This window comes from Methylophilus rhizosphaerae, assembly GCF_900100975.1.
Lineage (GTDB): Bacteria > Pseudomonadota > Gammaproteobacteria > Burkholderiales > Methylophilaceae > Methylophilus > Methylophilus rhizosphaerae.
Window position 1 is genome coordinate 526,167 of sequence record NZ_FNFX01000001.1, and the last position, 25,452, is coordinate 551,618.

The 25,452-nt window shown below is 53.0% G+C and carries 34 protein-coding genes and 1 tRNA gene; 26 read left to right on the plus strand and 9 right to left on the minus strand.

What is annotated here, in order from left to right; all coding sequences use genetic code 11:
* Positions 1–14 precede the first annotated feature (14 nt).
* A tRNA-Val gene (locus BLP53_RS02515) sits at positions 15–91 on the minus strand.
* Positions 92–181: 90 nt separating this feature from the next.
* Here BLP53_RS02515 and BLP53_RS02520 point away from each other — a divergent pair.
* Positions 182–850, plus strand: a complete 669-nt coding sequence (locus BLP53_RS02520; protein ID WP_091469392.1) for a 2OG-Fe(II) oxygenase — start codon at positions 182–184, stop codon at positions 848–850.
* Positions 851–885: 35 nt separating this feature from the next.
* Here BLP53_RS02520 and BLP53_RS02525 read toward each other — a convergent pair whose 3' ends face one another.
* The 4 genes from BLP53_RS02525 to ypfJ are packed head-to-tail and all read right to left on the minus strand — an operon-like array spanning position 886 to position 4,427.
* The gene (locus BLP53_RS02525; protein ID WP_245652591.1) at positions 886–2,067 is read right to left on the minus strand and encodes a lytic murein transglycosylase; all 1,182 of its coding nucleotides are present in this window, start codon (positions 2,065–2,067) and stop codon (positions 886–888) included.
* Between the two features lie 37 nt (positions 2,068–2,104).
* The gene (locus BLP53_RS02530) at positions 2,105–2,935 is read right to left on the minus strand and encodes an NAD-dependent epimerase/dehydratase family protein (RefSeq protein WP_091469396.1); all 831 of its coding nucleotides are present in this window, start codon (positions 2,933–2,935) and stop codon (positions 2,105–2,107) included.
* A 12-nt stretch (positions 2,936–2,947) separates the two neighbouring features.
* A complete protein-coding gene (locus tag BLP53_RS02535) occupies positions 2,948–3,565 on the minus strand; it encodes an NUDIX domain-containing protein (RefSeq protein WP_091469400.1) in 618 nt (205 codons plus the stop codon).
* A 28-nt stretch (positions 3,566–3,593) separates the two neighbouring features.
* On the minus strand, positions 3,594–4,427 hold the full coding sequence (ypfJ, locus tag BLP53_RS02540; RefSeq protein WP_091469404.1) for a KPN_02809 family neutral zinc metallopeptidase: 834 nt from the start codon (positions 4,425–4,427) through the stop codon (positions 3,594–3,596).
* Positions 4,428–4,503: 76 nt separating this feature from the next.
* Between ypfJ and BLP53_RS02545 the strand changes: the two genes are divergently transcribed.
* From BLP53_RS02545 to BLP53_RS02575, 7 genes are read left to right on the plus strand one after another with little or no spacing between them, the layout of a single operon-like run.
* Positions 4,504–5,097, plus strand: a complete 594-nt coding sequence (locus BLP53_RS02545; RefSeq protein ID WP_091469407.1) for a riboflavin synthase — start codon at positions 4,504–4,506, stop codon at positions 5,095–5,097.
* Complete coding sequence (gene ribBA, locus BLP53_RS02550) at positions 5,097–6,206, plus strand: bifunctional 3,4-dihydroxy-2-butanone-4-phosphate synthase/GTP cyclohydrolase II (protein WP_091469411.1); 1,110 nt, start codon at positions 5,097–5,099, stop codon at positions 6,204–6,206. The genes BLP53_RS02545 and ribBA overlap by 1 nt, the downstream gene beginning before the upstream one ends.
* The gene (locus tag BLP53_RS02555) at positions 6,203–6,808 is read left to right on the plus strand and encodes a YqgE/AlgH family protein (protein ID WP_091469415.1); all 606 of its coding nucleotides are present in this window, start codon (positions 6,203–6,205) and stop codon (positions 6,806–6,808) included. The genes ribBA and BLP53_RS02555 overlap by 4 nt, the downstream gene beginning before the upstream one ends.
* Positions 6,801–7,304 (plus strand): Holliday junction resolvase RuvX, encoded by a 504-nt coding sequence (gene ruvX / locus BLP53_RS02560; RefSeq protein WP_091469419.1) that lies wholly within the window; start codon positions 6,801–6,803, stop codon positions 7,302–7,304. The genes BLP53_RS02555 and ruvX overlap by 8 nt, the downstream gene beginning before the upstream one ends.
* 12 nt (positions 7,305–7,316) lie before the next feature.
* Complete coding sequence (pyrR, locus tag BLP53_RS02565; RefSeq protein WP_091469423.1) at positions 7,317–7,859, plus strand: bifunctional pyr operon transcriptional regulator/uracil phosphoribosyltransferase PyrR; 543 nt, start codon at positions 7,317–7,319, stop codon at positions 7,857–7,859.
* A complete protein-coding gene (locus tag BLP53_RS02570) occupies positions 7,852–8,808 on the plus strand; it encodes an aspartate carbamoyltransferase catalytic subunit (RefSeq protein ID WP_091469426.1) in 957 nt (318 codons plus the stop codon). Before pyrR ends, BLP53_RS02570 begins: the two co-directional genes overlap by 8 nt.
* Complete coding sequence (locus BLP53_RS02575) at positions 8,805–10,100, plus strand: dihydroorotase (protein ID WP_091469430.1); 1,296 nt, start codon at positions 8,805–8,807, stop codon at positions 10,098–10,100. The genes BLP53_RS02570 and BLP53_RS02575 overlap by 4 nt, the downstream gene beginning before the upstream one ends.
* Before the next feature lie 61 nt (positions 10,101–10,161).
* On the opposite strand, the gene BLP53_RS02580 is transcribed toward BLP53_RS02575, so the two are convergent.
* Positions 10,162–11,322: a PilT/PilU family type 4a pilus ATPase gene (locus BLP53_RS02580; RefSeq protein ID WP_091469433.1), complete on the minus strand. Its 1,161-nt coding sequence runs from the start codon at positions 11,320–11,322 to the stop codon at positions 10,162–10,164.
* Positions 11,323–11,332: 10 nt separating this feature from the next.
* Positions 11,333–12,376 carry a type IV pilus twitching motility protein PilT gene (locus BLP53_RS02585; protein ID WP_091469437.1) on the minus strand — a complete coding sequence of 348 codons (1,044 nt, stop codon included), beginning with the start codon at positions 12,374–12,376 and terminating at the stop codon, positions 11,333–11,335.
* 76 nt (positions 12,377–12,452) lie between these two features.
* Between BLP53_RS02585 and BLP53_RS02590 the strand changes: the two genes are divergently transcribed.
* From BLP53_RS02590 to BLP53_RS02600, 3 genes are read left to right on the plus strand one after another with little or no spacing between them, the layout of a single operon-like run.
* Positions 12,453–13,178: a YggS family pyridoxal phosphate-dependent enzyme gene (locus tag BLP53_RS02590; protein ID WP_091470404.1), complete on the plus strand. Its 726-nt coding sequence runs from the start codon at positions 12,453–12,455 to the stop codon at positions 13,176–13,178.
* Position 13,179: 1 nt separating this feature from the next.
* On the plus strand, positions 13,180–14,010 hold the full coding sequence (gene proC, locus BLP53_RS02595) for a pyrroline-5-carboxylate reductase (RefSeq protein WP_091469441.1): 831 nt from the start codon (positions 13,180–13,182) through the stop codon (positions 14,008–14,010).
* A gap of 2 nt (positions 14,011–14,012) precedes the next feature.
* The gene (locus BLP53_RS02600; RefSeq protein WP_091469444.1) at positions 14,013–14,561 is read left to right on the plus strand and encodes a YggT family protein; all 549 of its coding nucleotides are present in this window, start codon (positions 14,013–14,015) and stop codon (positions 14,559–14,561) included.
* A 44-nt stretch (positions 14,562–14,605) separates the two neighbouring features.
* Here BLP53_RS02600 and rng read toward each other — a convergent pair whose 3' ends face one another.
* Positions 14,606–16,072, minus strand: a complete 1,467-nt coding sequence (gene rng, locus BLP53_RS02605) for a ribonuclease G (RefSeq protein ID WP_218119019.1) — start codon at positions 16,070–16,072, stop codon at positions 14,606–14,608.
* Between the two features lie 42 nt (positions 16,073–16,114).
* Positions 16,115–16,681: a Maf family protein gene (locus BLP53_RS02610; RefSeq protein WP_091470406.1), complete on the minus strand. Its 567-nt coding sequence runs from the start codon at positions 16,679–16,681 to the stop codon at positions 16,115–16,117.
* Positions 16,682–16,846: 165 nt separating this feature from the next.
* Between BLP53_RS02610 and BLP53_RS02615 the strand changes: the two genes are divergently transcribed.
* The 15 genes from BLP53_RS02615 (at position 16,847) to BLP53_RS02680 (ending at position 25,446) form a co-directional block, all read left to right on the plus strand.
* On the plus strand, positions 16,847–17,710 hold the full coding sequence (locus tag BLP53_RS02615; protein ID WP_091469449.1) for an ATP-binding protein: 864 nt from the start codon (positions 16,847–16,849) through the stop codon (positions 17,708–17,710).
* 3 nt (positions 17,711–17,713) lie between these two features.
* A complete protein-coding gene (locus tag BLP53_RS02620) occupies positions 17,714–18,679 on the plus strand; it encodes a Nudix family hydrolase (protein ID WP_091469452.1) in 966 nt (321 codons plus the stop codon).
* A gap of 199 nt (positions 18,680–18,878) precedes the next feature.
* Positions 18,879–19,142, plus strand: coding sequence for a hypothetical protein (locus tag BLP53_RS02625; RefSeq protein WP_091469454.1), 264 nt, complete (start codon positions 18,879–18,881; stop codon positions 19,140–19,142).
* An 81-nt stretch (positions 19,143–19,223) separates the two neighbouring features.
* Positions 19,224–19,613: a DUF4260 domain-containing protein gene (locus tag BLP53_RS02630; RefSeq protein ID WP_091469457.1), complete on the plus strand. Its 390-nt coding sequence runs from the start codon at positions 19,224–19,226 to the stop codon at positions 19,611–19,613.
* Between the two features lie 24 nt (positions 19,614–19,637).
* Positions 19,638–20,231 carry a hypothetical protein gene (locus tag BLP53_RS13475; RefSeq protein WP_143001340.1) on the plus strand — a complete coding sequence of 198 codons (594 nt, stop codon included), beginning with the start codon at positions 19,638–19,640 and terminating at the stop codon, positions 20,229–20,231.
* Positions 20,232–20,246: 15 nt separating this feature from the next.
* Complete coding sequence (locus BLP53_RS02635; protein ID WP_091469459.1) at positions 20,247–20,774, plus strand: hypothetical protein; 528 nt, start codon at positions 20,247–20,249, stop codon at positions 20,772–20,774.
* A gap of 72 nt (positions 20,775–20,846) precedes the next feature.
* The gene (locus BLP53_RS02640; protein WP_091469462.1) at positions 20,847–21,308 is read left to right on the plus strand and encodes a hypothetical protein; all 462 of its coding nucleotides are present in this window, start codon (positions 20,847–20,849) and stop codon (positions 21,306–21,308) included.
* A 61-nt stretch (positions 21,309–21,369) separates the two neighbouring features.
* Positions 21,370–21,705, plus strand: coding sequence for a hypothetical protein (locus tag BLP53_RS02645; RefSeq protein ID WP_143001341.1), 336 nt, complete (start codon positions 21,370–21,372; stop codon positions 21,703–21,705).
* 106 nt (positions 21,706–21,811) lie between these two features.
* Positions 21,812–22,369: a hypothetical protein gene (locus tag BLP53_RS02650; protein WP_091469466.1), complete on the plus strand. Its 558-nt coding sequence runs from the start codon at positions 21,812–21,814 to the stop codon at positions 22,367–22,369.
* A 97-nt stretch (positions 22,370–22,466) separates the two neighbouring features.
* On the plus strand, positions 22,467–22,745 hold the full coding sequence (locus BLP53_RS02655) for a putative quinol monooxygenase (RefSeq protein ID WP_091469468.1): 279 nt from the start codon (positions 22,467–22,469) through the stop codon (positions 22,743–22,745).
* 158 nt (positions 22,746–22,903) lie between these two features.
* Positions 22,904–23,311 carry a YybH family protein gene (locus BLP53_RS02660; RefSeq protein ID WP_091469472.1) on the plus strand — a complete coding sequence of 136 codons (408 nt, stop codon included), beginning with the start codon at positions 22,904–22,906 and terminating at the stop codon, positions 23,309–23,311.
* A gap of 36 nt (positions 23,312–23,347) precedes the next feature.
* Entirely contained in the window at positions 23,348–23,695 is a 348-nt protein-coding gene (locus BLP53_RS02665) for a DUF488 domain-containing protein (protein ID WP_091469475.1), read from the plus strand.
* A 155-nt stretch (positions 23,696–23,850) separates the two neighbouring features.
* Positions 23,851–24,267, plus strand: a complete 417-nt coding sequence (locus tag BLP53_RS02670) for a VOC family protein (protein WP_091469479.1) — start codon at positions 23,851–23,853, stop codon at positions 24,265–24,267.
* Between the two features lie 377 nt (positions 24,268–24,644).
* On the plus strand, positions 24,645–25,058 hold the full coding sequence (gene rnk, locus BLP53_RS02675; RefSeq protein ID WP_091469482.1) for a nucleoside diphosphate kinase regulator: 414 nt from the start codon (positions 24,645–24,647) through the stop codon (positions 25,056–25,058).
* 169 nt (positions 25,059–25,227) lie between these two features.
* The gene (locus tag BLP53_RS02680) at positions 25,228–25,446 is read left to right on the plus strand and encodes a VF530 family protein (RefSeq protein ID WP_091469484.1); all 219 of its coding nucleotides are present in this window, start codon (positions 25,228–25,230) and stop codon (positions 25,444–25,446) included.
* Positions 25,447–25,452: the final 6 nt, after the last annotated feature.

The following is a 25,452-nucleotide window of genomic DNA, read 5'->3' on the forward strand; positions in this document are numbered from 1 at the left end:
GGCTTTTTTGTGATTGGTAGTCGCGAATGGACTCGAACCATCGACCCCCACCATGTCAAGGTGGTGCTCTAACCAGCTGAGCTACGCGACTATTGCATTTGCTTGACTGCAAATCAATAAGGTTGCGCATTCTATCCGAAAGACCAGCAATAGGCAATGGGATCCCGATTATAATGCGCGCATGAATCCGCCGCGCATTTCTCCAGTCCCGTTGCCTGATGACACGATTGAAACCTTGCTGGACACACTCACCCGCCAGCACTACTGTGTGATTGACCAGGTTATCCCGGCTGAACTGGTACATTCCCTGCACGAGCTGGCACTGGCGCGGCAACAAAGCGGCCAAATGCACCAGGCAGGCACCAGTAAAGCCGCCATTGCCAATCCGGCCTTGCGGGCCGACCAGATTGCCTGGCTGGAAGACAATGACCCACATCCCTCAGTACAGCATTACTTTGCCCTGCTGGCGGAACTGCAACACCTCATTAACCGGCATTTCATGATGGGGCTGGACAGTGTTGAAGCGCATTTTGCCATTTATCCTGCCGGCTCCTCCGGCTATGCCACCCACCTGGACCAGTTCAGCCATCATCGCCACACCATCGCCACAGGTGCCAGAGCCTTAACCGCAACGCTTTATTTGAATGAGGACTGGACGCCAGATGCCGGTGGCGAGTTACGCCTGTACCTGGACGAACATGCCCAGGCACCCGGGCAAGAGGCTGCACACCTGGATATTAGCCCGCTGGGTGGGCGGCTGGTGCTGTTCCTGTCAGCCAGGTTCTGGCATGCCGTGCTGCCCGCGAAGCATCCCCGTGTCAGCGTCACCGGCTGGTTCAAAACCCGCTGATACCGCGCCGACAAACAAGACGCGGAACATCATGATTATGGCTCGCCAGCCAGCCGCGTGTAGAGCGCAAACCCGGCATAGCCATCTTGCGGCAACTGCTGGCTGGCCTGGTAACGCCGGATGGCCGCCTGGGTTTTTGCACCAGGAAAACCATCGGGCGGGCCGCAATCAAACCCCCTGGCATTCAGTGTCTCCTGCAATGTCCACATTTGCTGGTAACTGAGGGCAGCCGGCTCAGGCGGCATGGCCAGCGTATAAGTATCCTGCCGCAGCTGCTGGCTCAACATGCTCACACTGAGTGCATAGTTGACCGAGCGGTTCCACTGCATGATGACATCAAAGTTCGGGAAAACCATATAAGCCGGCCCGTCAAACCCCTGTGGTAACAGAATCGCTGCCTGCGGCAAACCCTGGACACTGTCCGGTACGCCCACTACGCCGGCCTTGAGCCATTCGCTGACAGGTTTCTTCACCTGCAATTGTGCCTGGCTGTAATCAAAATCCGGCGGCAGTACCACCGTCATGCTGGCAGGTTGTCCCGGCTGCCAGCCTGCCTGTGACAGGTAATTGGCGGCGGAGCTGAATACATCCAGGTAAGAATCCCAGATATCCACCTTTCCATCCGCATCGGCATCCACCCCATATTTCAGCAACGTCGTGGGCATAAACTGCATATGGCCGGTCGCGCCTGCCCATGAGCCGGTAATCGGGCTATCGTAGCGCTGCTCGCGCTCGACAATTCGCATCAGGTTAAGCAGCTCCCGCTTGAAAAATTCGGCACGCCGCCCCTCATAAGACAAGGTAGCCAGCGCGGAAGCCAGCGGAATATCTCCCATATAGCCGCCAAAATTGGTTTCCATGCCCCAGAAAGCCACCAATACTTCCTTGGGTACCTGGTAAGTCTCTTCCGCCACGTACAGCACCGCCTGATAGTCCTGCAGCAATTGCTTGCCTTTTGCAACGATACGCGGGTTAATGCGGCGATTCACATAGGCAGAAAAACTGGTGACAAATTCCGGTTGCCTGCGGTCCAGTTCCACCACTTTTGGCAGGTAAGTGACCTGATTGAGCGTTGTATCCACTGCCTGCGGTGCAATCTGCAAGTCAAGTGCCTCCTGCCGCAGTGCAGACACCCACAACTGGAAGCCTTCTTCGTCATCCGCGTTGACTGTCACGCCAGCGAACATCAGCACAAAGGCGAGTATTACGTTCAACATAAGGTCACTTCTCCTGCGTACATCTAAAAACAAATCCTCACTTCATGGTAGCCAGGATGACTTGATAACCCGCCCGGTAATCGGCAAATTGCGGCCGGAATCCGGTTTGCGTCAAATACTGACCAATGATGCGCTTGCCAGACTGCGGTTGTAACGGCGGGGTATCGGGCAATGGTAACTGCCTATGCACAGCCAGCCATTGCAGCACCTCATGCTGCAATGCCGGAACACCATCCGTCACTAGGCAATGCGAGGGCAGTTCCACATGATTCGCAACCTGCTGGTATAAATGCACCACGGCACGGGCCACATCCACTTCATGAATCCGGTTGGTCCAATGGGCCTGCGTCGGCCAGCGCGCTGCCTCCTGTACCATCCGCAACACGGAAAGCCGTTGCGGGCCGTAAATACCGGACACCCGCAAAGCCGTATGCCCGCAAGGCAATGCCTCCAGTAATCGCTCGGCCTCCAGCAGGTGCTGTCCGGAAGCGCCGGCTGGCACCGCTGGCGATTGGTCATCAATCCACTCGCCCTGCTGCTCACCATAAACACTGGTACTGGAAATAAAGAACACATGCCGTAAGGCAGCATGTGATACATGCTGTAACACGTTGTTAAGGCCTTGCACATAAGTCTGCTGGTAAGACTGCCCTGCCACGGGTGCCAGGCAATACAGCAAAATCTCGGGTTGCAGCGCGGCCAGCCGGGATATGTCATTCCCCGCAACCACATCCAGGTGAACCACCTGTGCGCCCACAGGAACCGCCTGTTCAGAACGCCGGACAATCGTTAACTCATGTGCTTGTGCCAGTGTCTGCCGAGCGATTAATGCGCCCAGACCGCCACAGCCTATCTGCAACACCTTCATGCACCCACCTTGTTAAACATGGATACCTGTCATGGGATGCTTACGCAGATACCGCTCCGCCAGCAGCATCGCAGCCATGGTTTTGCTATCGGTAATTTCCCCGCTTTCGATGGCCTGCATCACACGTTCAAACGGCCAGACAAAGACATCCATGGCCTCATCCATATCTCGGGCATGTTGTCCCAACGCCAGCCCATAGGCCAGGTAAATATGGATGATTTCGTTGGAATAGCCTATACAGGGATGTTGAATACCCAGCTTAACCCATTCTTTGGCCTGGTAACCGGTCTCTTCCAGCAGTTCACGCTGGCCGGTGGTCAGCACCGGCTCGCCGAGGTCAATCTTGCCGGCAGGTAGCTCTATAAAGACCTGCTTGAGTGGGTAGCGGAACTGCCTTTCGAGTACAACGCCACCGTCGCTGGTCAGAGCCACTACCGCTACGGCGCCAGGATGCATGACATATTCACGTCCGCTGAGTGTGCCATTGGGCAAACGTGCTTCATCGTAGCGTACGGTCAGCATTTTTCCCTGCGCCAGTACTGCACTGGAAACCGTGGTTTCAATCAGATGCTGGTCATGCTGATACCCGGGTAGAGAAACGGGTTGCTGCGCGCTGCTTTTTTCTGCCATGCCTGGAATTCCATACTGCCTATATTGACTATTTAAAGGTATTACAGTCGTTCACATTACCGGCCTGCAAACCCTGTTTGAACCAGTGTACCCGCTGCTCGGAACTGCCATGCGTAAAACTGTCCGGGACCGCATAACCCTGTGCCTGCTTTTGCAAAGTGTCATCACCAATCGCGGTCGCAGCAGTCAAGGCTTCTTCAATATCGCCCTCTTCCAGGATACGGAACTGCTGATTGGCATGATGTGCCCACACGCCGGCATAGCAATCTGCCTGCAACTCCAGCCTGACCGAATAGGCATTGGCAACGGCTTCCGAGCGTGCCTGCTGCCTGGCTTGCTGGACTTTCTCCGAAGTGCCCAGCAAGTTCTGCACATGATGGCCTACTTCATGCGCAATGACATAGGCCTGGGCAAAATCCCCCGGCGCCTTGAAGCGGTCCTGCAATTCCTGGTAAAAACTCAGGTCGATATACACTTTCTGGTCTGCCGGGCAATAAAATGGCCCCATGGCGGACTGGCCCTGGCCACACGCCGTCGCTGTCGCGCCACTGAAGATTTCCAGCGCAGGTGGCGTATATTGCCGCCCGGTGCCAGACAACAACGCCTGCCAGACCTGTTCGGTGCTCCACAGTACTTTGGACACAAATTTGACTTTGGGGTCATTGCTATCCGCCGGTACTGCAGCAGACTGCGTGGGTTGCGCCTGCTGGGCAATATTCAATACCAGGCTGGGATCGACACCGAAATACATGGCTACCAGCGCAATCGCAATGGTGCCTATACCTATACTGCGGCCGCCAAATGCGCCACGGCCACGGCTGTCTTCTACATGCTGGCTTTCTTCCAGATCATCCAAACGCATCAGCGTCTCCCCGGGGATATGAAAAATGTTGAGGGAATGTGATTACTTTAGCATGCAGCACTGATAAAATCACACCATGTTCACTGGGATTATTCAAACCGTCGGCAGGATTGCCAAAGTCGTACCACATGGCGAAGATTCCGCCTTACGTATCGAAGCTTCCAATTTAGGTCTGGACGATGTGCAGCTGGGTGACAGCATTGCCGTCAACGGCGTCTGCCTGACCGTCACCAGCCTCGCACCAGGCAGCTTTGAGGTGATGGTGTCCAAAGTCACCCTGGATGTCACCACCGGACTCGGCAAACCTGGCCCAGTCAACCTGGAAAAAGCCTTGCGCCTGGCAGACAGGCTGGGCGGCCACCTGGTCACCGGCCATGTCGATGGCGTTGGCACCATTACCGCGCTGGAGCCGGTCGGGGAATGCTGGCTGCTCCGGATACGCGCGCCCCATACGCTAAGTAAATATATCGCCCAAAAGGGCTCGTTATGTGTCAATGGCATCAGCCTGACCGTCAATGCCATTACGCAGGATGAAGTCAGCATTAACCTGATTCCACACACCATGCAACATACCATGATGCAACATGCCAAACCCGGAGATGCAGTGAACCTGGAAATAGATTTAATCGCGCGCTATGTCGAGCGCATGCAAGCCTGGGAGCAGGAATAATGTCCGCACAAATCAGCCCTATCGAAGCGATTATCGCTGACATCCGTGCCGGCAAAATGGTCATCCTGGTGGATGACGAACATAGGGAAAACGAAGGTGACTTCGTCATTGCCGCCGAATTTGTCACCGCAGAACATATCAACTTCATGGCGAAATATGGCCGTGGATTAATTTGCCTGACGCTGACCGAGCAACGTTGCCGCCAGTTGAGCCTGCCACCCATGGTGCAGAAAAACGGTACCCGGCTGGGCACCAATTTCACTGTTTCGATTGAAGCCGCCGAAGGTGTCACCACCGGTATTTCAGCCGCTGACCGCGCAACGACTATCCGCGCAGCCATCGCAAAAAACGCCAATGCCAGCCATATTGTCAGCCCCGGGCATATTTTCCCCTTATCTGCCATGAACGGCGGTGTCCTGGTGCGGGCTGGCCATACCGAAGCCGGTTGCGATCTGGCACAACTGGCAGGTTGTGAACCCGCCAGCGTCATCTGCGAAATCCTCAAGGATGACGGTGACATGGCACGCCTGCCGGATTTAATGCAGGTTGCCGCTGAACATGACATCAAAATCGGTACCATTGCCGACCTGATTCACTACCGGGCCGCCAACGAAACCCTGATCGAGCGTAGCGCAGTACGCAATATCGACACCGTGTTTGGCCCCATGCAACTGATTGCCTACAGGGACAATATTGCGCAGGAAACACACCTGGTCCTGGTAAAAGGTGATCCACATACCGCAGCAGAAACACTGGTGCGCGTGCATGAGCCATTATCCCTGATTGATTTGCTTGATAGCAGCCAGCAATCCCACAGCTGGAATCTGCTACATGCCATGCGCACCATCAGTGCAGCCGATTGCGGGGTAATCGTATTGATTAACCATGACGAAGATGGCCTGGGACTGACGGATCGCATTCTGCGTGCAGACCAGAAAATGGTACTGAACCAGGAGCTGCGCAACTACGGCATAGGCTCGCAGATTTTGCTGGATTTGGGCGTCAAGAAAATGCGCCTGATGGCGACGCCACGCAAAATGCCCAGCATGGACGGCTTTGGCCTGGAAATTACCGGCTATCTCAGTGCAGAAGAGGCATCACGTTCATGAGTGCACCATTACCGCTGGAAGCAACAGGCGAACGCATGAACCTGACCGGCCAGATCCTGATCGCCATGCCCGCCATGCAGGATCCTTATTTCAGTAAAAGTGTCATCCTGGTATGCAATCACGATGATGACGGCGCCATGGGCATGATTCTCAATCATCCGCTGGAGCTCAATGTCGGCGACCTGTTCGAGCAATTGCAAATGGACTGCGAAGCGCCGCACCAGCAGACCCGCCAGGTGTATTTTGGCGGGCCGGTACAAGTCGAGCGCGGTTTTGTCCTGCACACCCCATCCACCGAATTCAATACCACGATGGAATTATCCGACGGGCTGGCGATGACCTCCTCCAAAGATATCCTGGAAGCAGCCGCCCGCGACGAAGCCCCACAGGAAATGTTTATTGCCCTGGGCTACGCCGGCTGGACGGCCGGGCAGCTGGAAGATGAAATCCAGGCCAATACATGGCTGACATTGCCACTGGCGGATATGCAACATCTGCACACGCTGATCTTCAAGCTGCCGAATGATGACAAGCTGCGCTGGGCCATGCAGCAACTGGGGGTGGATTACGCCACCCTGTCCGAGGTGGCAGGCCATGCCTGATGCCACCACGTACGGCAAACAGCCTCTCAACCAAAGCCATCTCCCCATTACCCAGCGCCGTTACCCGGATATCAGCGGAACCATATTGGCCTTTGACTTTGGTGAAAAACGCATAGGCGTAGCGGTCGGTGACACCCTGCTCAAACTGGCACATCCCCTGCTCACCATAGAAGCTGAAGATAATGCCAGCAAGTTTGCGCAAATTGACACCCTGCTGCGTGAGTGGCAACCCGCCTTGCTGGTGGTCGGCCTGCCCATGACCATGAATGGTGAAGCGCACGCGATGACCGTCCTGGCGCAAAAGTTTGCCCAGCGCCTGGAAGGCCGTTTCAACCTGCCGGTAATGATGGTCGATGAGCGCCTCTCCTCTGCCGAAGCCGCGCAATCCCTGCGCGAAGCGGGTATCCGTGGCCGCGCGCAAAAAGCACATTTGGACCAGGTTGCCGCACAAACTATATTACAATCCTATTTTGATGCCTATCACTCACGTTCATAGCACAGGACCCTCATGATACTGCCTGACCCCGAACAGTTACTGGATCAGCTCTATAGCCAATTAAAACCACGCATCCATGATGACATCACGCTGGTCGGTATTTATACCGGTGGCATCTGGCTGATGGAAAAATTGTTGCAACGCCTGCAAGCTGACTTTGATCGTGACATTCCGCACGGCAAACTCAATACCGCCATGTACCGGGATGATTACGCCAGGCGTGGTATGAAAACCGCCGCGCAACCGACACATATCCCTTTTGATGTCACGGATAAACACATTATCCTGATCGACGATATTTTTTACACCGGCCGCACCACGCGTGCCGCTATCAATGAACTGTTTGATTACGGCCGCCCGGCATCCGTGCAACTCGCGGTGCTCATCAACCGTGGTGGCGCAGAATTACCGATCAGGCCGGACATGGTAGGTGCGGAGTTGCCATTACAGGCCCACCAGGCCTTTGAACTGTCAATGAATACACTGGGGCGCCTGAGCCTCAGCGTGATCGAATCCACCCCGTCTGCAAACCATGGAGCTGACGTCGATGTATAACCCCCAACTCAACGCACAAGGGCAATTGCAACACCTGCTCAGTATCGAAGGCCTGCCCAGGCGCATCCTGACGGATATTCTGGATACGGCCGAAAACTTTGTCAGCGTGACTGAACGTGAAGTCAAGAAAGTGCCGCTGCTACGCGGCAAAACGGTGTGCAATATCTTTTTTGAAAACAGCACCCGCACCCGCACCACCTTTGAAATTGCGGCCAAGCGCTTGTCGGCGGATGTGCTGAACCTCAACGTCGGTACCTCTTCCCAATCCAAGGGCGAGACGATTCTGGACACCGTCAACAACCTGATTGCGATGCATGCCGATATGTTTGTAGTACGCCACCAGCAAAGCGGCGCCGCACATTTTATTGCGCAACATGTGCCACCGCATATCAGTGTGATTAACGCCGGTGATGGCCGTCACGCGCACCCGACCCAAGGTCTGCTGGATGTCTTTACCATCCGGAAATACAAACCGGAAATGCATAATCTGCGCGTGGCCATTGTCGGCGACGTATTGCACTCGCGCGTGGCCCGCAGTGAAATTCACGCCCTCACCACCCTGGGGGTGCCTGAAATCCGCGTGATTGCACCCCGCACTTTATTGCCCTCAGGCGTCGAAAAACTGGGCGTACAGGTTTTTCACAATATGGATGAAGGCCTCAAGGATGTCGATGTCATCATGATGCTGCGCCTGCAGAACGAACGCATGTCCGGCGCCCTGCTGCCCAGTACCCAGGAATTCTTCCAGACCTTTGGCCTGACACCGGAACGCCTGGCGAGCGCCAAGCCGGATGCCATTGTCATGCATCCCGGCCCCATGAACCGGGGGGTGGAAATTGATTCGGCCGTGGCAGATGGCAAGCAATCCGTGATCTTGCCACAGGTCACCTATGGTATTGCGGTACGGATGGCGGTGATGGCAATTCTGGGAGGGGGCAACGCCGCATGAATATTCTGATTAAAAACGGTCATGTCATGGATGCCGGCCAGCAGCTGGACCAGGTCAAGGATCTCTATATCAGCCAGGGCAAGATTGCCGCCATCGGCGACGCCCCCGCAGGTTTTACTGCCGACCACGTGCTGGATGCCAGTGGCAAATGGGTATTGCCCGGCCTGGTGGATCTATGTGCACGTTTGCGTGAACCCGGCAGTGAATACAAGGCAACATTATTAAGCGAACTGCGTGCCGCCATGGCCGGTGGTGTCACCAGCCTGGCCTGCCCGCCGGATACCGATCCGGTGCTGGATGAACCTGGCCTGGTTGAAATGCTCAAGCATAGAGCCAAATCCCACGCACTGGCCCATGTCTATCCGCTGGGTGCCGTGACGCGCCAATTGCAAGGCCAGTTGCTCACCGAAATGTTTGCCCTGACTTCAGCCGGCTGTGTTGGCTTTTCGCAAGCAGACGCAGCGATTGTGGACACGCAGGTACTCTGGCGTGCCTTTGAATATGCGGCGACGTTCGGCTACACCCTGTTTATGCGCGCCGAAGATCCTTACCTGGCCAGAAACGGTGTGGCACATGATGGCGAAGTAGCTTCCAGGCTGGGCCTGAAAGGCATTCCGGTCGCTGCGGAAACCATCGCCCTGCAAACCATGTTGCATATCGCCCAGGCAACCGGCGTGTCGTTACATATTGCCAGGGTATCTACTGCGGAATCTGTAGCACTAATCCGCCAGGCCAAGCAGTCAGGTATGACGCTGACCGCGGATGTCAGTATCCAGCACTTGCACCTGACCGAAATGGATATCGGCTTTTTTGACAGCCTGACGCGCCTGACGCCGCCCGTACGTACCCAGCGTGACCGTGATGCCTTACGTGCTGGCCTGCTGGACGGTACGCTGGATGCGATCTGTTCTGACCATACGCCTGTTGATGAAGATGGCAAGGCCTTGCCATTTGCAGAAGCACATCCCGGCGCATCCGCGCTGGAACTACTCTTGCCGCTCACGCTGAAATGGGCTGCACAAGCCAGGCTCTCACCAGCACAGGCATTAGGTAAAATCACACAGGCACCGGCAAATATCCTGGGCGTACCTGCCGGCAATTTGCAGGTAGGGTCCAGCGCAGATGTCGTGATTTACGACCCGCAGGTGGAGTGGCGCGTGGACAGCCAGGCGCTGGTCAGCCAGGGCAAGAACACGCCTTTCATGCACCAGCCAGTGACCGGCAAAGTCGCGGCAACCCTGACCAATGGCGTGCTGGTATTTCAGCAGGAAATGCTGCACCTGAATAATTAACTCACGTCCTCCCAATAAAAAAGCCATCGCATGCGATGGCTTTTTTATTGATAGCAAGATCCTACAGGATATCCAGGTCGGAAATCCGGCTCGGGGCCTGGTTTTCAGGGTTGGATACTTTGCTGTTCAGCTTGATTTTCAGGCGCAGGTCATTGACAGAATCGGCATTGCGCAATGCATCGTCATAAGTGATGCGCCCGGCTTCAAACAAGTCAAACAGCGCCTGGTCGAAGGTTTGCATGCCCAGCTCACGCGATTTGGCCATGATTTCCTTGATTGCATGCACATCGCCTTTGTAAATCAGGTCTGAAATCAGCGGCGAATGCAGCAATACTTCCACTGCTGCCACCCGGCCGGAGCCATCGACTTTAGGAATCAGACGTTGCGAGGCAATACAACGCAGGTTCAGCGACAAATCCATCAGCAACTGCTGGCGCCGCTCTTCCGGGAAGAAGTTGATAATACGGTCCAGCGCCTGGTTGGTACTGTTGGCGTGCAGTGTCGCCAGGCACAAGTGCCCGGTTTCGGAAAAGGCAATCGCGTAATCCATGGTTTCACGGTCACGAATCTCACCGATCATAATTACATCTGGTGCCTGGCGCAGGGTGTTTTTCAGCGCCGCATGCCAGCTTTCGGTATCCACGCCGACTTCGCGCTGGGTCACGATACAGTTCTTATGGCCGTGGATAAACTCCACCGGATCTTCAATGGTGATGATATGGCCGAAGCTGCTTTCATTGCGATGGCCCAGCATGGCGGCCATGGAAGTAGATTTACCGGAACCGGTGCCACCGACAAAAATAATCAGGCCACGTTTGGCCATGACCACATCCTTGAGCACAGGCGGCAGGTTCAGGTCATCGAATTTGGGAATATTGGTATTAATCACGCGGAACACCAGCCCGGCCGCGCTACGCTGGATAAACGCATTGACGCGGAAGCGACCGACGGTAGACATGCTGATCGCAAAGTTGCATTCCAGGGTTTCCCTGAATTCCTGCGCCTGCTTGTCATTCATCACCGCCCGCGCGATGTCGGCGGTTTGCTGGGTATTGAGCGTCTGTGAAGAGACCGGTGTCAGCTTGCCATCAATTTTCATGGCCGGTGGGAAGCCGGCCGTGATAAACAGATCTGACGCTTTGCGTGTAATCATCAGCCGCAGCAAATCATCGACAAATTTTTCCGTCTGGCTGCGATCCGCCCCTGCCTGTATATTCTCCATCCGGCAGCCTTCAGCCCATAATCGCGTCGCGATTGGCAGCTTTGGTACGCGCTTCATTGGCGCTGATCACATTGCGCTTGACCAGCTCCTGCAGATTCTGGTCCAGTGTCTGCATACCGACACTCTGGCCAGTCTGGATGGCAGAATACATCTGGGCAATCTTGTTTTCACGGATCAGGTTACGAATCGCTGGCGTCCCTATCATGATTTCATGCGCCGCCACACGGCCCTGCTCATCCTTGGTTTTACAAAGAGTTTGCGAAATGACTGCACGTAAAGACTCAGACAGCATGGAACGTACCATTTCCTTTTCAGCTGCCGGGAACACATCCACCACACGGTCTATGGTTTTAGCCGCTGAGCTGGTATGCAAGGTGCCGAATACCAGGTGACCGGTTTCCGCCGCCGTCAGCGCCAGGCGGATGGTTTCCAGGTCACGCATCTCACCGACCAGGATCACATCCGGGTCTTCACGCAAGGCCGAACGCAAGGCATTATCGAATGACTGGGTATGCGGGCCGACTTCGCGCTGGTTGATCAGCGATTTTTTCGAGGTATGCACAAATTCGATCGGATCTTCCACGGTCAGGATATGCGACATCTGCGTATCGTTAATGTAGTCGATCATGGCCGCCAGTGTGGTCGATTTACCGGAACCGGTCGGACCGGTCACCAGCACAATGCCGCGCGGCGTATCGGCCAGGTCCTTGAATACCTTGGGCGCATTCAGTTCTTCCAGTGTCAGCACCTTGCTCGGAATGGTACGGAATACTGCGCCGGCGCCACGCTGCTGGTTAAAGGCATTGACCCGGAAACGGGCCAGGTCCGGGATTTCAAAAGAAAAATCGCATTCCAGGTTTTCTTCATACACTTTGCGCTGGCTGTCATTCATGATGTCGTACAGCATGCGGTGTACTTCGGCATGTTCCATGGACGGCAAATTGATTTTTCGCACGTCGCCATGCACACGGATCATCGGCGGCAAACCGGCTGACAAATGCAAGTCTGACGCTTTGTTTTTAACAGAAAATGCCAATAAATCTGAAATATCCACAATTGACTCCAGTGATTATTTATATAATGTTATTTTATTCGTCCTGCTGTCATTCCAGTTTTACGCCTTCACGACCATGAGCACATTGACCGACAATCTCGCCCGCACGCACCAACAGATTGCACAAGCCAAAGCCCGCTTCCAGGCCCAGCAGGACGTCACGTTGTGTGCAGTCAGCAAAGCACAACCTGCTGCAGCCATTCGCGAAGCCTTTCAGGCCGGCCAGACCGTGTTCGGCGAAAACTACCTGCAGGAAGCGCTGCAAAAACAGGAAGCGCTACAGGATTGTGCCATAGCATGGCATTTTATCGGCCCGATTCAAAGCAATAAAACACAGCCAATTGCCCTTCAGTTCGACTGGGTGCACTCGGTGGACCGCCTGAAAATTGCCCAGCGCCTGTCGGCTGCCCGGCCGCCCGGGCGTGAACCACTCAACGTTTGCCTGCAGGTGAATATCAGCGAAGAGGCAAGCAAGAGTGGTGCCAGCGCCCGGGAACTGCTGGAACTTGCCTTAAATATCAAGCAATTGCCCCACCTGCGCCTGCGTGGCCTGATGGCGATTCCGGCACCACAGCAGGATTTCGACGCGCAACGTGACCAATTCCGGCAGGTGCGCCAACTGTTTGAACAGTTAAATACGCACGGCCTGCAACTCGACACGCTTTCCATAGGCATGAGCGGCGATTACGAAGCCGCCATTGCCGAAGGCGCAACACTGGTGCGCATAGGCACGGCCATTTTTGGCGGCCGGCCACCCAAACCAGATTCAGGTTCAGATTCAACGACTCAAGGAGTTCTTTAACATGAATACCCTCGCCTCACCCCGCATCGCATTTATCGGTGGCGGGAATATGGCACAAGCGCTGATGACAGGCTTGCAGCAACGTGCCTTTCCCATGCAGCAGATTACGGTGATTGATCCCGATACCGGCAAACATGCGCAATTACAAAGCGCCCTGGGCGTGCGCACCAGCCAAGCCCTCTCGGCAGAAGTCTTAGACGCAGAGATCATTGTATTGGCGGTGAAACCACAACAATTGAAACTGGTGGCAGAATCCCTGGCCCCTTACCTGCAATCGCAACTGATTATTTCCGTCGCCGCCGGTATCCGCACTTCGGATTTAAGCCGCTGGCTGAATGATTACAAAACCTTAATACGCACCATGCCCAACACCCCGGCACAAATCCAGGCGGGCGTGACCGGGGTATTTGCGCTGCCCGGGGTAAGTGAAGTGCAGCGCCAACTTACAGATCACGTGTTACAGGCGGTCGGTGATGTCGTGTGGCTGACAGAAGAAACGCAGCTTGATGCCGTCACCGCTATTTCAGGCAGTGGCCCGGCCTATGTGTTTTTACTGATTGAAGCCCTGACGGACGCAGGCGTCGCATTAGGCCTGGATAAATCACAGGCTTTGCAATTAAGCATCGCCACATTTAAAGGTGCCAGCCTGCTCGCCGCAGCCAGCAGCACGCCGGTGGCCACCTTGCGTGAACAGGTAACCTCAAAAGGCGGCACCACGGAACAGGGATTACTGAGCCTGAACCAGCACCATATTCATGCGATTATGCAACATGCGGCACAACAAGCGGCGAACCGCGCCAAAACCCTGGGTGACGAATTGGGAGGACAATAAAAATGCTAGGTGATATGACGTTATTCTTGCTGAAAACAATCTTCGGCATTCTGACATTCCTGCTGGTACTGCGCTTCCTGATGCAATGGACACGCACTTCATTCCAGAATCCGCTGGGCCAGATGACCATGGCGCTCACGGACTTTATCGTCAAACCGACACGCAAACTGATACGCCCGGTACGGCAATGGGATATGTCCACCCTGTTGCTGGCCTTGCTCACGCAGATGATTCTGCTCTGCCTGCTTTCAACGCTGATAGGTGCCCCGCCAGCACCATTGTTATGGCTGTGGCAGGCGATTATCGGTGTGCTGGGACAGATGGTGGATGTATTCTTCTACGGAATTTTATTGATGGCGATTTTGAGCTGGGTTAATCCTTACAGCCCGATTTATGGTGTACTCAACCAGCTCACCTCGCCTATTCTGGATCCGTTGCGCCGTGTCTTGCCAGCGATCCAGGGGTTTGATTTCTCGGCACTGGTGGCATTGATCCTGTTACAGATGGTGAGCCATATTGTCTTGCCAAATCTGGCAAGCAGTATTTTCTAACTCTTGCGGGCGGCGCTTGCCGCCCGGTTTGTTTATCCGGCCCGCTACATCCAGACAATATCGAAGGCTTCGCGCCCGTACTGGGTATCCGGATGTAGCGACACTGGCCGCTTGATAAAGTCCGACAGGCTGGCCAGGCTTTGCGATTCTTCATCATTCAGCATGTTAATCACCTCAGGTGAAGCCAGTATCTTGAATTCATTGGCATTCTTGAATTGCTTGGATTCGCGTAACAGCTCGCGCATGATTTCATAGCAAATGGTTTGCGCCGTTTTCAATTCACCACGCCCCTGGCAGACTTTGCATGTTTCACATAGCAAATGTGCCAGGCTTTCACGGGTGCGTTTGCGCGTCAACTCCACCAGGCCCAAGGCGGAAAAACCGTTGACATTGATGCGCGCCCGGTCGAGCGTCACGGCCTTGCGCAACTCCTCCAGCACCGCCTCGCGCTGGGCATCCTCATCCATATCAATAAAATCAACGATGATAATGCCACCGAGGTTACGCAAGCGTAATTGCCGTGCAATCGCCTGTGCCGCTTCAAGATTGGTTTTGAAAATGGTATCCGACAGGTTTTTGCCACTGACAAAACTACCGGTATTCACATCCACCGTGGTCAGGGCTTCAGTCTGGTCAAAAATCAGGTAACCACCTGATTTCAGCTCCACCTTGCGCGCCAGCGCTTTTTCGATTTCATTTTCAATATCATAGAACTCGAACAGCGAGCGTTCGCCCTTGTAATGGCTCAATGGCTTCACGGCATGGGAGACATACAGTTCGGCAAACTCTTTCAGCCGTTCGAACATTTCGCGTGAATCGACACGGATACTGGTGGTTTCCTTGCATACCACATCGCGCAGGATGCGGCGCGGCAGGCTCAGGTCATAAAAAATCAGCGAGCGTTCGTCGACTTTGGTACTTTCCGCCTGGATTTTGCTCCAGACCTTGCGCAGGTATTCGATGTCGGCCAGCAATTCCTCATCGGTCGCATTTTCGGACATGGTGCGGATGATATAACCGCCTTCGCGCGTTTCCGGCAGCAAGCCCAACAGGCGGTTGCGTAAAAACTCGCGTTCTTCCTCAATATCAATGCGCTGCGAAACGCCGATATGTTTCTGGTAAGGCAGGTATACCAGGAAGCGGCCGGCAATACTGATTTCCGTTGTCAGGCGCGCACCTTTGGTGCCTATCGCTTCCTTAATCACCTGCACGATAATAGACTGGCCTTCGTGCAGCACTTCCTGGATGGGGCGGTCAATCCTGATATCGCCTTCTTCCGTACGGCACTCCATAATGTCAGCCGCATGCAGGAAAGCCGCACGGGGCAGGCCAATTTCGACAAACGCCGATTGCATGCCCGGCAGCACCCGCACTACCGTGCCACGGTAAATATTGCCGACAATGCCCAGCGAAGAGGCTCGTTCAATATGCAACTCCTGCACAACGCCCTGTTCCAGAATCGCTACCCGCGTTTCCTGCGGCGTGACGTTAATCAATACTTCCTGCGCCAATGACATTTACTCTGATCCCTGCTGATGCTGTTTTCTTGGAGTTTACCACGCGTGTAACAACTGCGCCGTTTCATGTAGCGGCAACCCCATCACGCCGCTATAGCTGCCCTCTATACGCACAATCCATGCGCCAGCGCGGCCCTGTATACCATAGGCACCTGCTTTGTCCATCGGTTCGCCACTGTCGACATAAGCTTGTAACACGCCAACCGGCACCTGCATCATTTCAACCTGAGTGGTATTGAGCAGACAGCGAACGTCCCCTGCCTGGTACACAGCGACCGCCGTATGCACGACATGCGTGCTGCCACTCAGGCGCGACAGCATCTCCATGGCTTCACCCGCATCCGCCGGCTTACCCAGAATTTCCTGCCCCATGGCCACCGTGGTATCGGCAGCCAGGATTGCCAGGCCACGCGTGCCATGGATGGTGGCAATCGCCATGGCCTTGGCACGCGCCAGCCGCTGTACATATACCGCCGGATCCTCTCCCGGCAGGCAAGATTCATCAATATCAGCCGGTACAATCTCGCATTGCACGCCTAGTTGCGCAAGCAGTTCCACCCGGCGCGGACTGCGCGAGGCGAGGATAATTTGTTGTGGTTGCATAAGAAATAAACCTGTTTGAATGGAAACGGAAATGTCATCCAGCCCGAAAGGTAACACAAAACCAAGCCAGGTTTGCGACCAGCGAAACGCCACTTGCCCTGACAGCTCCTGACGGCATTGTGTACAATAGCCGCTCCCTTCACTCCACGATGTAAAGAAAACCGCATGAACCCGATTGAACATCTGCTGCAGCGCGCCGAACATTTGATCACACGCCTGGAAACCCTGCTCCCCGCCCCACCCGCCGAACCTAACTGGCAGGCCACCGCCTGGCGCTGGATCAAGCAAGGCAACCAGGGTCAGTTGCAGGCGGTGGAACATCCACATACGGTCTTGCTCGACGATATCCGCTTTATCGACCGCCAGAAAAATGAAGTGGTCAGGAATACGCGGCAATTCCTGCAAGGCTTGCCCGCCAACCACGTGCTGCTGACTGGCGCGCGCGGCACTGGCAAATCGTCACTGGTGAAAGCCCTGCTCAACGGCTATGCGGCAGAGGGTTTGCGATTGATCGAAGTCGATAAACAGGATCTGACCGACCTGCCGCAAATCGCCCAGCTCATCCGCAACCGCCCGGAAAAATTCATTATTTTCTGCGATGACCTGACCTTTGAAGCCAACGATGTCGGCTACAAGGCCTTGAAAGTCATCCTGGATGGCTCGATTGAAAATGCTTCACCCAACTTGCTGGTATATGCCACCTCCAACCGCAAAAACCTGATGCCGGAATATATGGCCGATAATCAGCCGGTCATGGATAAAGGCGGCGAAATCCGCCCCAGCGATACCATTGATGAAAAAACCTCACTGTCGGAACGGTTTGGCCTGTGGCTGTCGTTCTACAGTTTTGACCAGGATGAATACCTGACCATTGCCGCGCACTGGCTGCAAACCTTCGGCGTGGCCATGGATGACGTGGCCCGCCATGCCGCTCTGCAGTTCTACCACACGCGTGGTGCCCGCAGTGGCCGTGTTGCCTACCAGTTTGCCAAGGATTATGCCGGCAAACTGCAATTAAAATCCGAATAAGTCATGACAAAACTGGTTCAAGTCGCGGTCGCCATCCTGGTACGCCCCAACGGTGAATACCTGCTCGCCAGCCGCCCGCAAGGCAAAGGCTGGGCAGGCTGGTGGGAGTTCCCCGGCGGCAAAATCGAAGCTGGCGAAACACCCGAACACGCATTGATTCGCGAAGCGCAGGAAGAGTTAGGTATCACACCGACCCAAATCCAGCCGTGGATCAAACGCCGTTATGACTACCCGGCCACCCATGATGCCGAAGCCAAAACCGTCCTGCTGCATTTCTTTTTTGTCAGTGCCTGGCAAGGCGACCTGAGCGCGCGCGAAAGCCAGCAACTCGCCTGGCAACACCCGCGCCTGCTGAATGTCAACCCGGTGTTACCCGCCAATGCGCCCATCATGCACGCACTCAACCTGCCACCGGTTTACGCTATCAGCAACCTGGCAGAAATGGGGCAAGATAACTTCCTGCACGCGCTAGCCAAACAACTGGACCAGGGCCTGCAACTGTTGCAAATCCGCGAATCGCAACTGGCAACCGATGTACTGGCCGCACTCAGCGAACAAGTGCTGAAAATCTGCGCCAACTATGACTGCCGCTGCCTGCTCAATAGCAGCCCGGAACAAGCCTTACAACTCGGCTACCACGGTGTGCACCTGAATAGTCAGCGACTGCTGGCACTCACACAGAAGCCTGAACATTTATTAGTGGGCGCATCTTGCCACGACGCTGAACAACTGCAAAAAGCCCAAGTCCTGCAACTGGATTTCGCCCTGCTCTCGCCAGTGTTGCCAACCCAAAGCCACCCTGAAGCAGTTGGGTTAGGCTGGGAGCGATTTGCTGAATTATTGAATGGACTGGAAATTCCGGTTTATGGTTTAGGTGGGATGCAGCATGAACACTTGGCCCAGGCGCTGGCCTGCGGGGCACGCGGTATTGCCATGCAACGTGCTGTTTGGCAACAGAAAAAAGATTAAGTGGCTGTCTAAAGGCCGATATTCGCCATGATGCAAAATGGATCTATTGATCAAACCCATATACGCTTACTCGGTACGGATACTATAATGCTTTAACCAAATCTTGTTGCGTACCTGCTCAAGTAGTTTTGAATGCATTCTTGACAGAAAATAAACCGTCAAATAGGATGCCTACTCCTAGTTAGGCATGAGGAAAAAAATGGAGCACTTTTCAATTGGTATAGTTTCTTTTGCATTCGCGTTCTTATTCCCAACTTTATATTTCGTCGGCTTTCAGGTTCGTCGCTTGGGAGCATGGTCTAAACGTGAAGAGGGGCCCAAAGACCGCATAGGCTTTTTTCTGTTGGTAGCAGCAATTTTCGGTTTTGCCGTTGGCAGCTTCGCTCAACCACTCTGGAACAAAGCCGATGAGTGCAAAGCGGCAGGCCAGCCAGTTTTGTCATGCACTCTCTTTTCAAAGTAGGCATGTCTAACCCTACGCTCAAGCGGGACTGCGCAAAAGCGCGCAGCCCCTTAGCTCCACGTTAAGCACTAGGAGAAGTTCATGACAGGTCCGGTATCAGGTGGTGTGCGGAGTTTGCTTCGCATTGAGGGGTTATGCGTTCTCGCGGTCAGTCTGCTGACCTATACAAAGTTCGGTAGCGGCTGGGGCACCTTCGCTTTGTTCTTCTTTGCGCCAGACTTGTCTTTCCTTGGATATCTGGCCGGGCCCAAAGTGGGCGCGGTGTCGTACAACTTTGCGCATTCTTATATCGGTGCTTTAGCAGCATTGGCAATTGGCATCTTTCTTTCGGCTCCCATAGCAATCACAGCCGGAATTATTTGGGCGGCTCACATTGGTTTCGACCGCGCGCTGGGCTATGGCCTTAAGTATTCTGCCGGCTTCGGGTTTACCCATTTGGGTGTCGTCGGACGTGCAAGAGCTGGCGCCTAACAATTCATTCAAGCCGACGCCTCTTTGCGGCGCGGCTTAATTCCAGCGTTAGGGCAAATTACAGTGATTCTTTATGTCAGGACCTTCTTATTCACTTTATTTTTAATTTTTACTCATTACGCTCAAGCACGTAACCCTGATTTATACATTCAATGGCAGCTACGATGGAGTGATACAGAAAGTTTACCAGGCACGCCAACTCATAGTTTTATAGGTAATAACACTATAGTTGGAGGCACTATAAATATGAGTTGGGTAAAAAAAGATGGTAACTACAATATATACACTTCGGGAGATACATTGGATGGAAAAAGTTATTCTCTTTTGCTGCAATTTTTAAATGAATCTCACGCATACATATCTCCCTCCCAGTTATTCTCTATTAAACTTCCATACGAGAATTGCACTGAATGGAGTGATTGGGAAACCCCGAAGTATGTAAAGCTCATTGAGCATGGAGTAGCTTGGGCATTACTAAATAAAGTTGAGCTTGAATTTATTGATCAGGGAAGTTCACCATTATTCGAATTAAGATATCGAGTAAACTCTTGGACTAAATTATGCAATTACAAAGCCCCAACCAATCATTCAAGCGGGACGTCTAACGGTGCCCCTTAATTCAAAGGCATCGCCATGAACAATGACTACCTCAAGCTCCTGCAGAAGCGCATAGGCAGCACATCGGTCGGTCCATCCACTGCAAGAGGCATGGGGCCCGCAGGCACGATACAGGCCGCTCGAAAGTACCTTCAAGGCCTCAACATTAGGCGCTTCGTGAAGCGAAATGAGAGTGCCTTCCGATCGGAACTAGACATCGCCACACTGGAACTACAGAAGGCGCTTCCCAAAGAAGCTCGAAACTGGGGTAGCGCTAGAAAGTTCCTGAACATATTCCTTCGGGACTGCGCATACAACAAATACATATGTGAGCAGTACCAGCTAGAGAAGATCGAATCCTGGCTAGAAGTCCCCATAGACAGTCACGTGGTGAAGGGATTGAAAGAAGAGGGGAAACGCGGAGACTTGCCGCGCTGGAGAACGGTCATTAGCCTCACGCCGAGCGAGCACGATACGTATCAGTCGTTCGCTTCGGCTGTAGCCGAACGGGAAAGCGTGCTTCGCGCTCATCTAGATGTGAAGTACTGGCGCCGCGATGCCTAACCCTTCCATCGAGAGGACGTCGCCCGGCAAGCCGGTCGCCGCCTCTCATGTCAAACGTTAGGCTCAAAACGAATGGACTTAACTAATAGTGATTTTATTTCAATAGGTAGTGCCTTAGTTGTTGGCTTGTCAGTACTATATGCACGATGGGCTGTTAAAGCATCTAAACACCAGAATGAAATATCCCTTCATGCAGAAAGACTAAATGTTTACAAAGGCGTAACCATTTTTGGTGCAAAACTTGCCGCAAACGGACCAAGCATTCAAGAAACAGATGTGTGGAAATTCCATGAATGGGTTCAGCTTAGCGAGTTTTATTACAATATAGCTATACACCAACGATTGGATACAGCATTTACCCAAGCTTTAGTCATGTTGACTAAAAACGATGAATGGAAGTTAGCAAAAGAACAAGGCAGTGCTAATACAACAGACATTAGTAATGAAAGACATAAAATTCATCGAGCGTTGAGAGATGAGTGTTTTTCCATAAGTGATGCCATAAAAGAGAACTTACGTCTTGCAAAAGCCTAACCCATCATTCAAGCCGGACGCCTAACGGCGCCCCTTAATTCAAACGTTAGGCAAGGAGCACATGATGAGCATCATCTCTAGAATTAAATGGGTTATGGTGGTGATTCTGCTTAATATGCCCCTTCCACTTTTAGCAGCAGAAGCTGAGGCCACTGAAACGATAGCAATTACAAGTGAGCCAACTAAATGTTATGAAGCAGTATGGGGTAGCGATGAAAAAAAGAAGGCTGGCTTGGGCTTAAATGCTGGGCAGGCTGTCACGCTATGTAGCGGTACAACAAATGCCGCAAGGGTGGTTGAGTGCTTTTTGGAAGCTTGGGCACACCCTAAAAATGGCGGCCTTGGCCTGACAACTGGTCAAGCGATTACGTTATGCAAAACAAATTCTCTGCAATAGTCGGCTTGGCACTGGTACAGTCCTTTCCTAACCCATCATTCAAGCGGGACACGCTAAAGCGTGCCCCTTAATTCAAACGTTAGGCAAATACAACTCGGAGAGTCAATTGGATTTTGATTGGAAGTACTGTATCACCACATTTGTTGCAGTGGTCGCGGCATTGATCGCATGGGGGCAACGCAAAGACGCCAGAAAATCGGCAGCTGAAGCTCTCGAATCGAATAAACGACTTGAGCAATACGAGCACCTTCCCATAGTCGTTATCTCTGTAGAGGCCGATGGTGAAAAGATTCGAATTTCATTAACGAACACCAGCCCTTCGAATTGTGTTTCATCCTACGAAATCGGATTGTTTCTCCGCATCGAGGCTGCGAGTAATTTACTGAGAATTAATATAGACAATTCTGTTGTTACCGGTGGCTTCATTGCTCCAAACTCAACCACATATGTATACCCTGATGAGATAAACAGGCTTATCTCTTACGCCATTCCGGCACTGAGAGAATCCCCGTCTGAAGAAGATCGTGTCCTTCTCAGGGCCGTGGCGAAGTTCGCACCTCCTCACCCTAAATCAGAAAAGATGGTGGAGGAAAGTACCAGCTTGTTCACGTATCAAAGAGATCACTTCCTGCCAAAAATCAATGCCCCGGAACAGAAAAACTAGAACCCAAGTTGGTGGGTGCCCTTCGCAGCTACGGCGGCTCCTCACGTCAAACGTTAGGACTCATAGGAGACTTTATGGCACTTCAAGATCAGCCCGCATGCGCGCCAAACCGGGCTTTGGCGACAAGCTTTTTGAACTGGCTAACGCTGGAATGACGAAGTCGGGAGCTTCCGACCGATTCATCCTTGCTCGTGAGGACGGAGACCCGGACATCCTTTGGAATGTTGAGGTCTTTAAATCCGACGAAGCGAAAGGCAACTATGAGAATAGCCCGCTCGCTGACAAACTCCGCGATGAGATCATCAACCTTTTGGCCGAGCCGCCCATGCGCATTCCAGTTCATCCATATGCCGCCCTTCCCATTAATGAGTCCTAACAATTCATTCAAGCCGACGCCGCTTCGCGGCGCGGCTTAATTCAGGCGTTAGGCAAGTTAATACTAACAGCCATCAAGTAATCACTCTAAAACGTATTGGCATTCGCTTTGGTGACGCTTATCATCCTCCCACTGATGGCTGATTCTGAGGGGCAACCGTGAAACCAGATTTTGATACAGCGCTGCAAGTGCATTTTAAAGCCATTTCCAATAGGGATATCGAAGCGTTCAAGTCGCATCTCACAAAAGGCGACACCCTCTATACCATTGTCCAGAATGGCCATGCTTTCACGACCCCATCTGAAACCATTGCAATACATGAACAATGGTTTAAAGACCCCAATTGGGTGTGGGAAGGCTCGCTAATTCACAAGGTTGTGGGAGAAGATATGGCAATGGCACTGGTGAAATACCAATATCGTGCCAGACCGGAAGATACCCCGGTCGTTACATGGCTCACTTATGTTTTCCAGCTACAAGACAAGCAATGGCGCATTGTGCACGACCAGAATACAGCGCTTGATTTTGCTGCTTTCGCCCGCATGGCAGGGATTGAGATCAAGTAAAATGCCTGACCATTTTTTTAGTCAGGAGGAGAGCATATGAGCGTATCCTTTAAGCGAGTGTATGAATCACCAGCCTCTACGGATGGTCGGCGCGTGCTTGTAGATCGCATCTGGCCTCGTGGCATCACCAAAGAGCAGGCAAAACTTGACCTGTGGCTGAAAGAAGTCGCACCATCGACAGCATTACGCAAGTGGTTCGGACACGATCCTGCAAAATGGGAAGAATTCCGGACAAAATATCGCGCTGAACTCGGAGACAACCCGGCAGTGGCAACACTAAAAGAACTGGTAGACAAATCCAAAGTGACTTTGGTGTATGCTGCCAAAGATGAAAAGCATAACCACGTCATTGTGTTGCGTGAGTATATTGCTGGTATTCATTGAAAAACAGCTCCCCTCGTTTCAGCATATTGGCATTTTATGTTTTTGTTTGCTTTGCGCGTATTTGAGCGCAGTTTTAAAAGCACAGGGCAACAGAGCATTGCCAAGACTTCGTGCGCGCACAAATGCATAACGTAATACTAAAGGAAATCAGGCGCATGAAACCGCGAATCACCGTTATTACCATTGGCGTTGACGATCTTGAAGCATCATTGCGCTTCTACCGTGAGGGTCTTGGCTTTGCCACCGAAGGCATCATTGGCAAAGAGTTCGAGTACGGCGCCGTTGTATTCATTGACCTGCAACCAGGCCTTCGTTTAGCGCTCTGGCCTCGCAACAGCATCGCCCATGACACAGGCCTTGTGACGAGTCCCGTTAGTCCTACCGAAATGACGCTGGGTCATAACGTATCCTCAAAGGCCGAGGTCGATGTTGTCATGGCACAAGCAGCTTCCGCTGGTGCAAAGATCGTCAAGCCCGCGCATGATACGTTTTGGGGCGGCTACTCTGGCTATTTCCAGGATCCAGACGGGCATCTCTGGGAAATCGTCTGGAATCCGCAGTGGCCAGGGTAAGAAGAGCATACTTTAATCAAAAAACAAGCAGTACATATTCCGGCGAATGTGCGTTTGCCTGAGCATGTAAAGCAAGTACTGTCTAACTCAATCAAACATCAGCGACTCGCTCAGCTCCTGCTCATGCCTTCAATTACACTGAATCCCGGGCTATAATGCCAGGCATGACTACACAATTGATCAGATCAGTAATCCCTGCGATTGTGGGTTCATTTCAAAAGCAGACCAACAACATGTCGTACAGGCCGCAGGTTTTACACTCGCGGTTCAAGTAAACGGAGGCCTGACAGCACATGCAAGCCGATGCCGCTTTGCGGTAGGGCTTAACTCAAGTGTCGGGCATCACGATCAACGACTTCTTCATGAGGCTATTCACAATGGAAATTCAACCACCAATTACGATCTCTTCAATGGATGCGGCAAGGCTTGAAAAAATGCTTGATTCGCTGAGTGACAGCGAAATGCCGAACAAGGATGATTTACAAGCTGAGCTGGATCGCGCCAATATTGTGGCGCCAGAGGAAATGCCCGGCGACATTGTGACGATGAACTCAACGGTAAACTTCCGGATAGAGTCATCCAGCTCGGAGTTTGCCCTGACGCTTGTTTATCCGCATGATATTGGCGACGGTAAGGGGAAAATATCAGTGCTGGCGCCTGTGGGCAGTGCACTGCTTGGCTTACGGGAAGGTAGCGAAATATCCTGGCCCAAGCCTGGTGGCGGCTTGCTCAAGGTTCGCATCCTGAAAGTCGTGTACCAACCTGAGCGCTCCGGTGATTTCCAGCGATAACTGGGATCGTAAATCCGGGATATTCAACCAGCCACACACAGGTGGTGTGCTTCGCATCGCCACCTGTAACCACCCATGCGCACAGCAAAGAATTGGTGTTAATCAATCAATCGAGTGAGTTTGAACGCGTGACGCAGTTACTGCTTAAGAACTGGCATTAAGGCTTAAGATGCACGATCAACCCAATAATCCCTTACATGGCGTTACGCTGGAACAAATCGTCACCAGGCTGGCGGATCATTATGGCTGGGAAACGCTGGCCAGAAAAATCAATATCAATTGTTTCAAGAATGATCCTTCCGTGAAGTCCAGCCTGAAGTTTTTGCGCAAAACGCCCTGGGCAAGAACAGAGGTAGAAAACTTGTATATTGCTACATTTGCAATATGAAGCAAA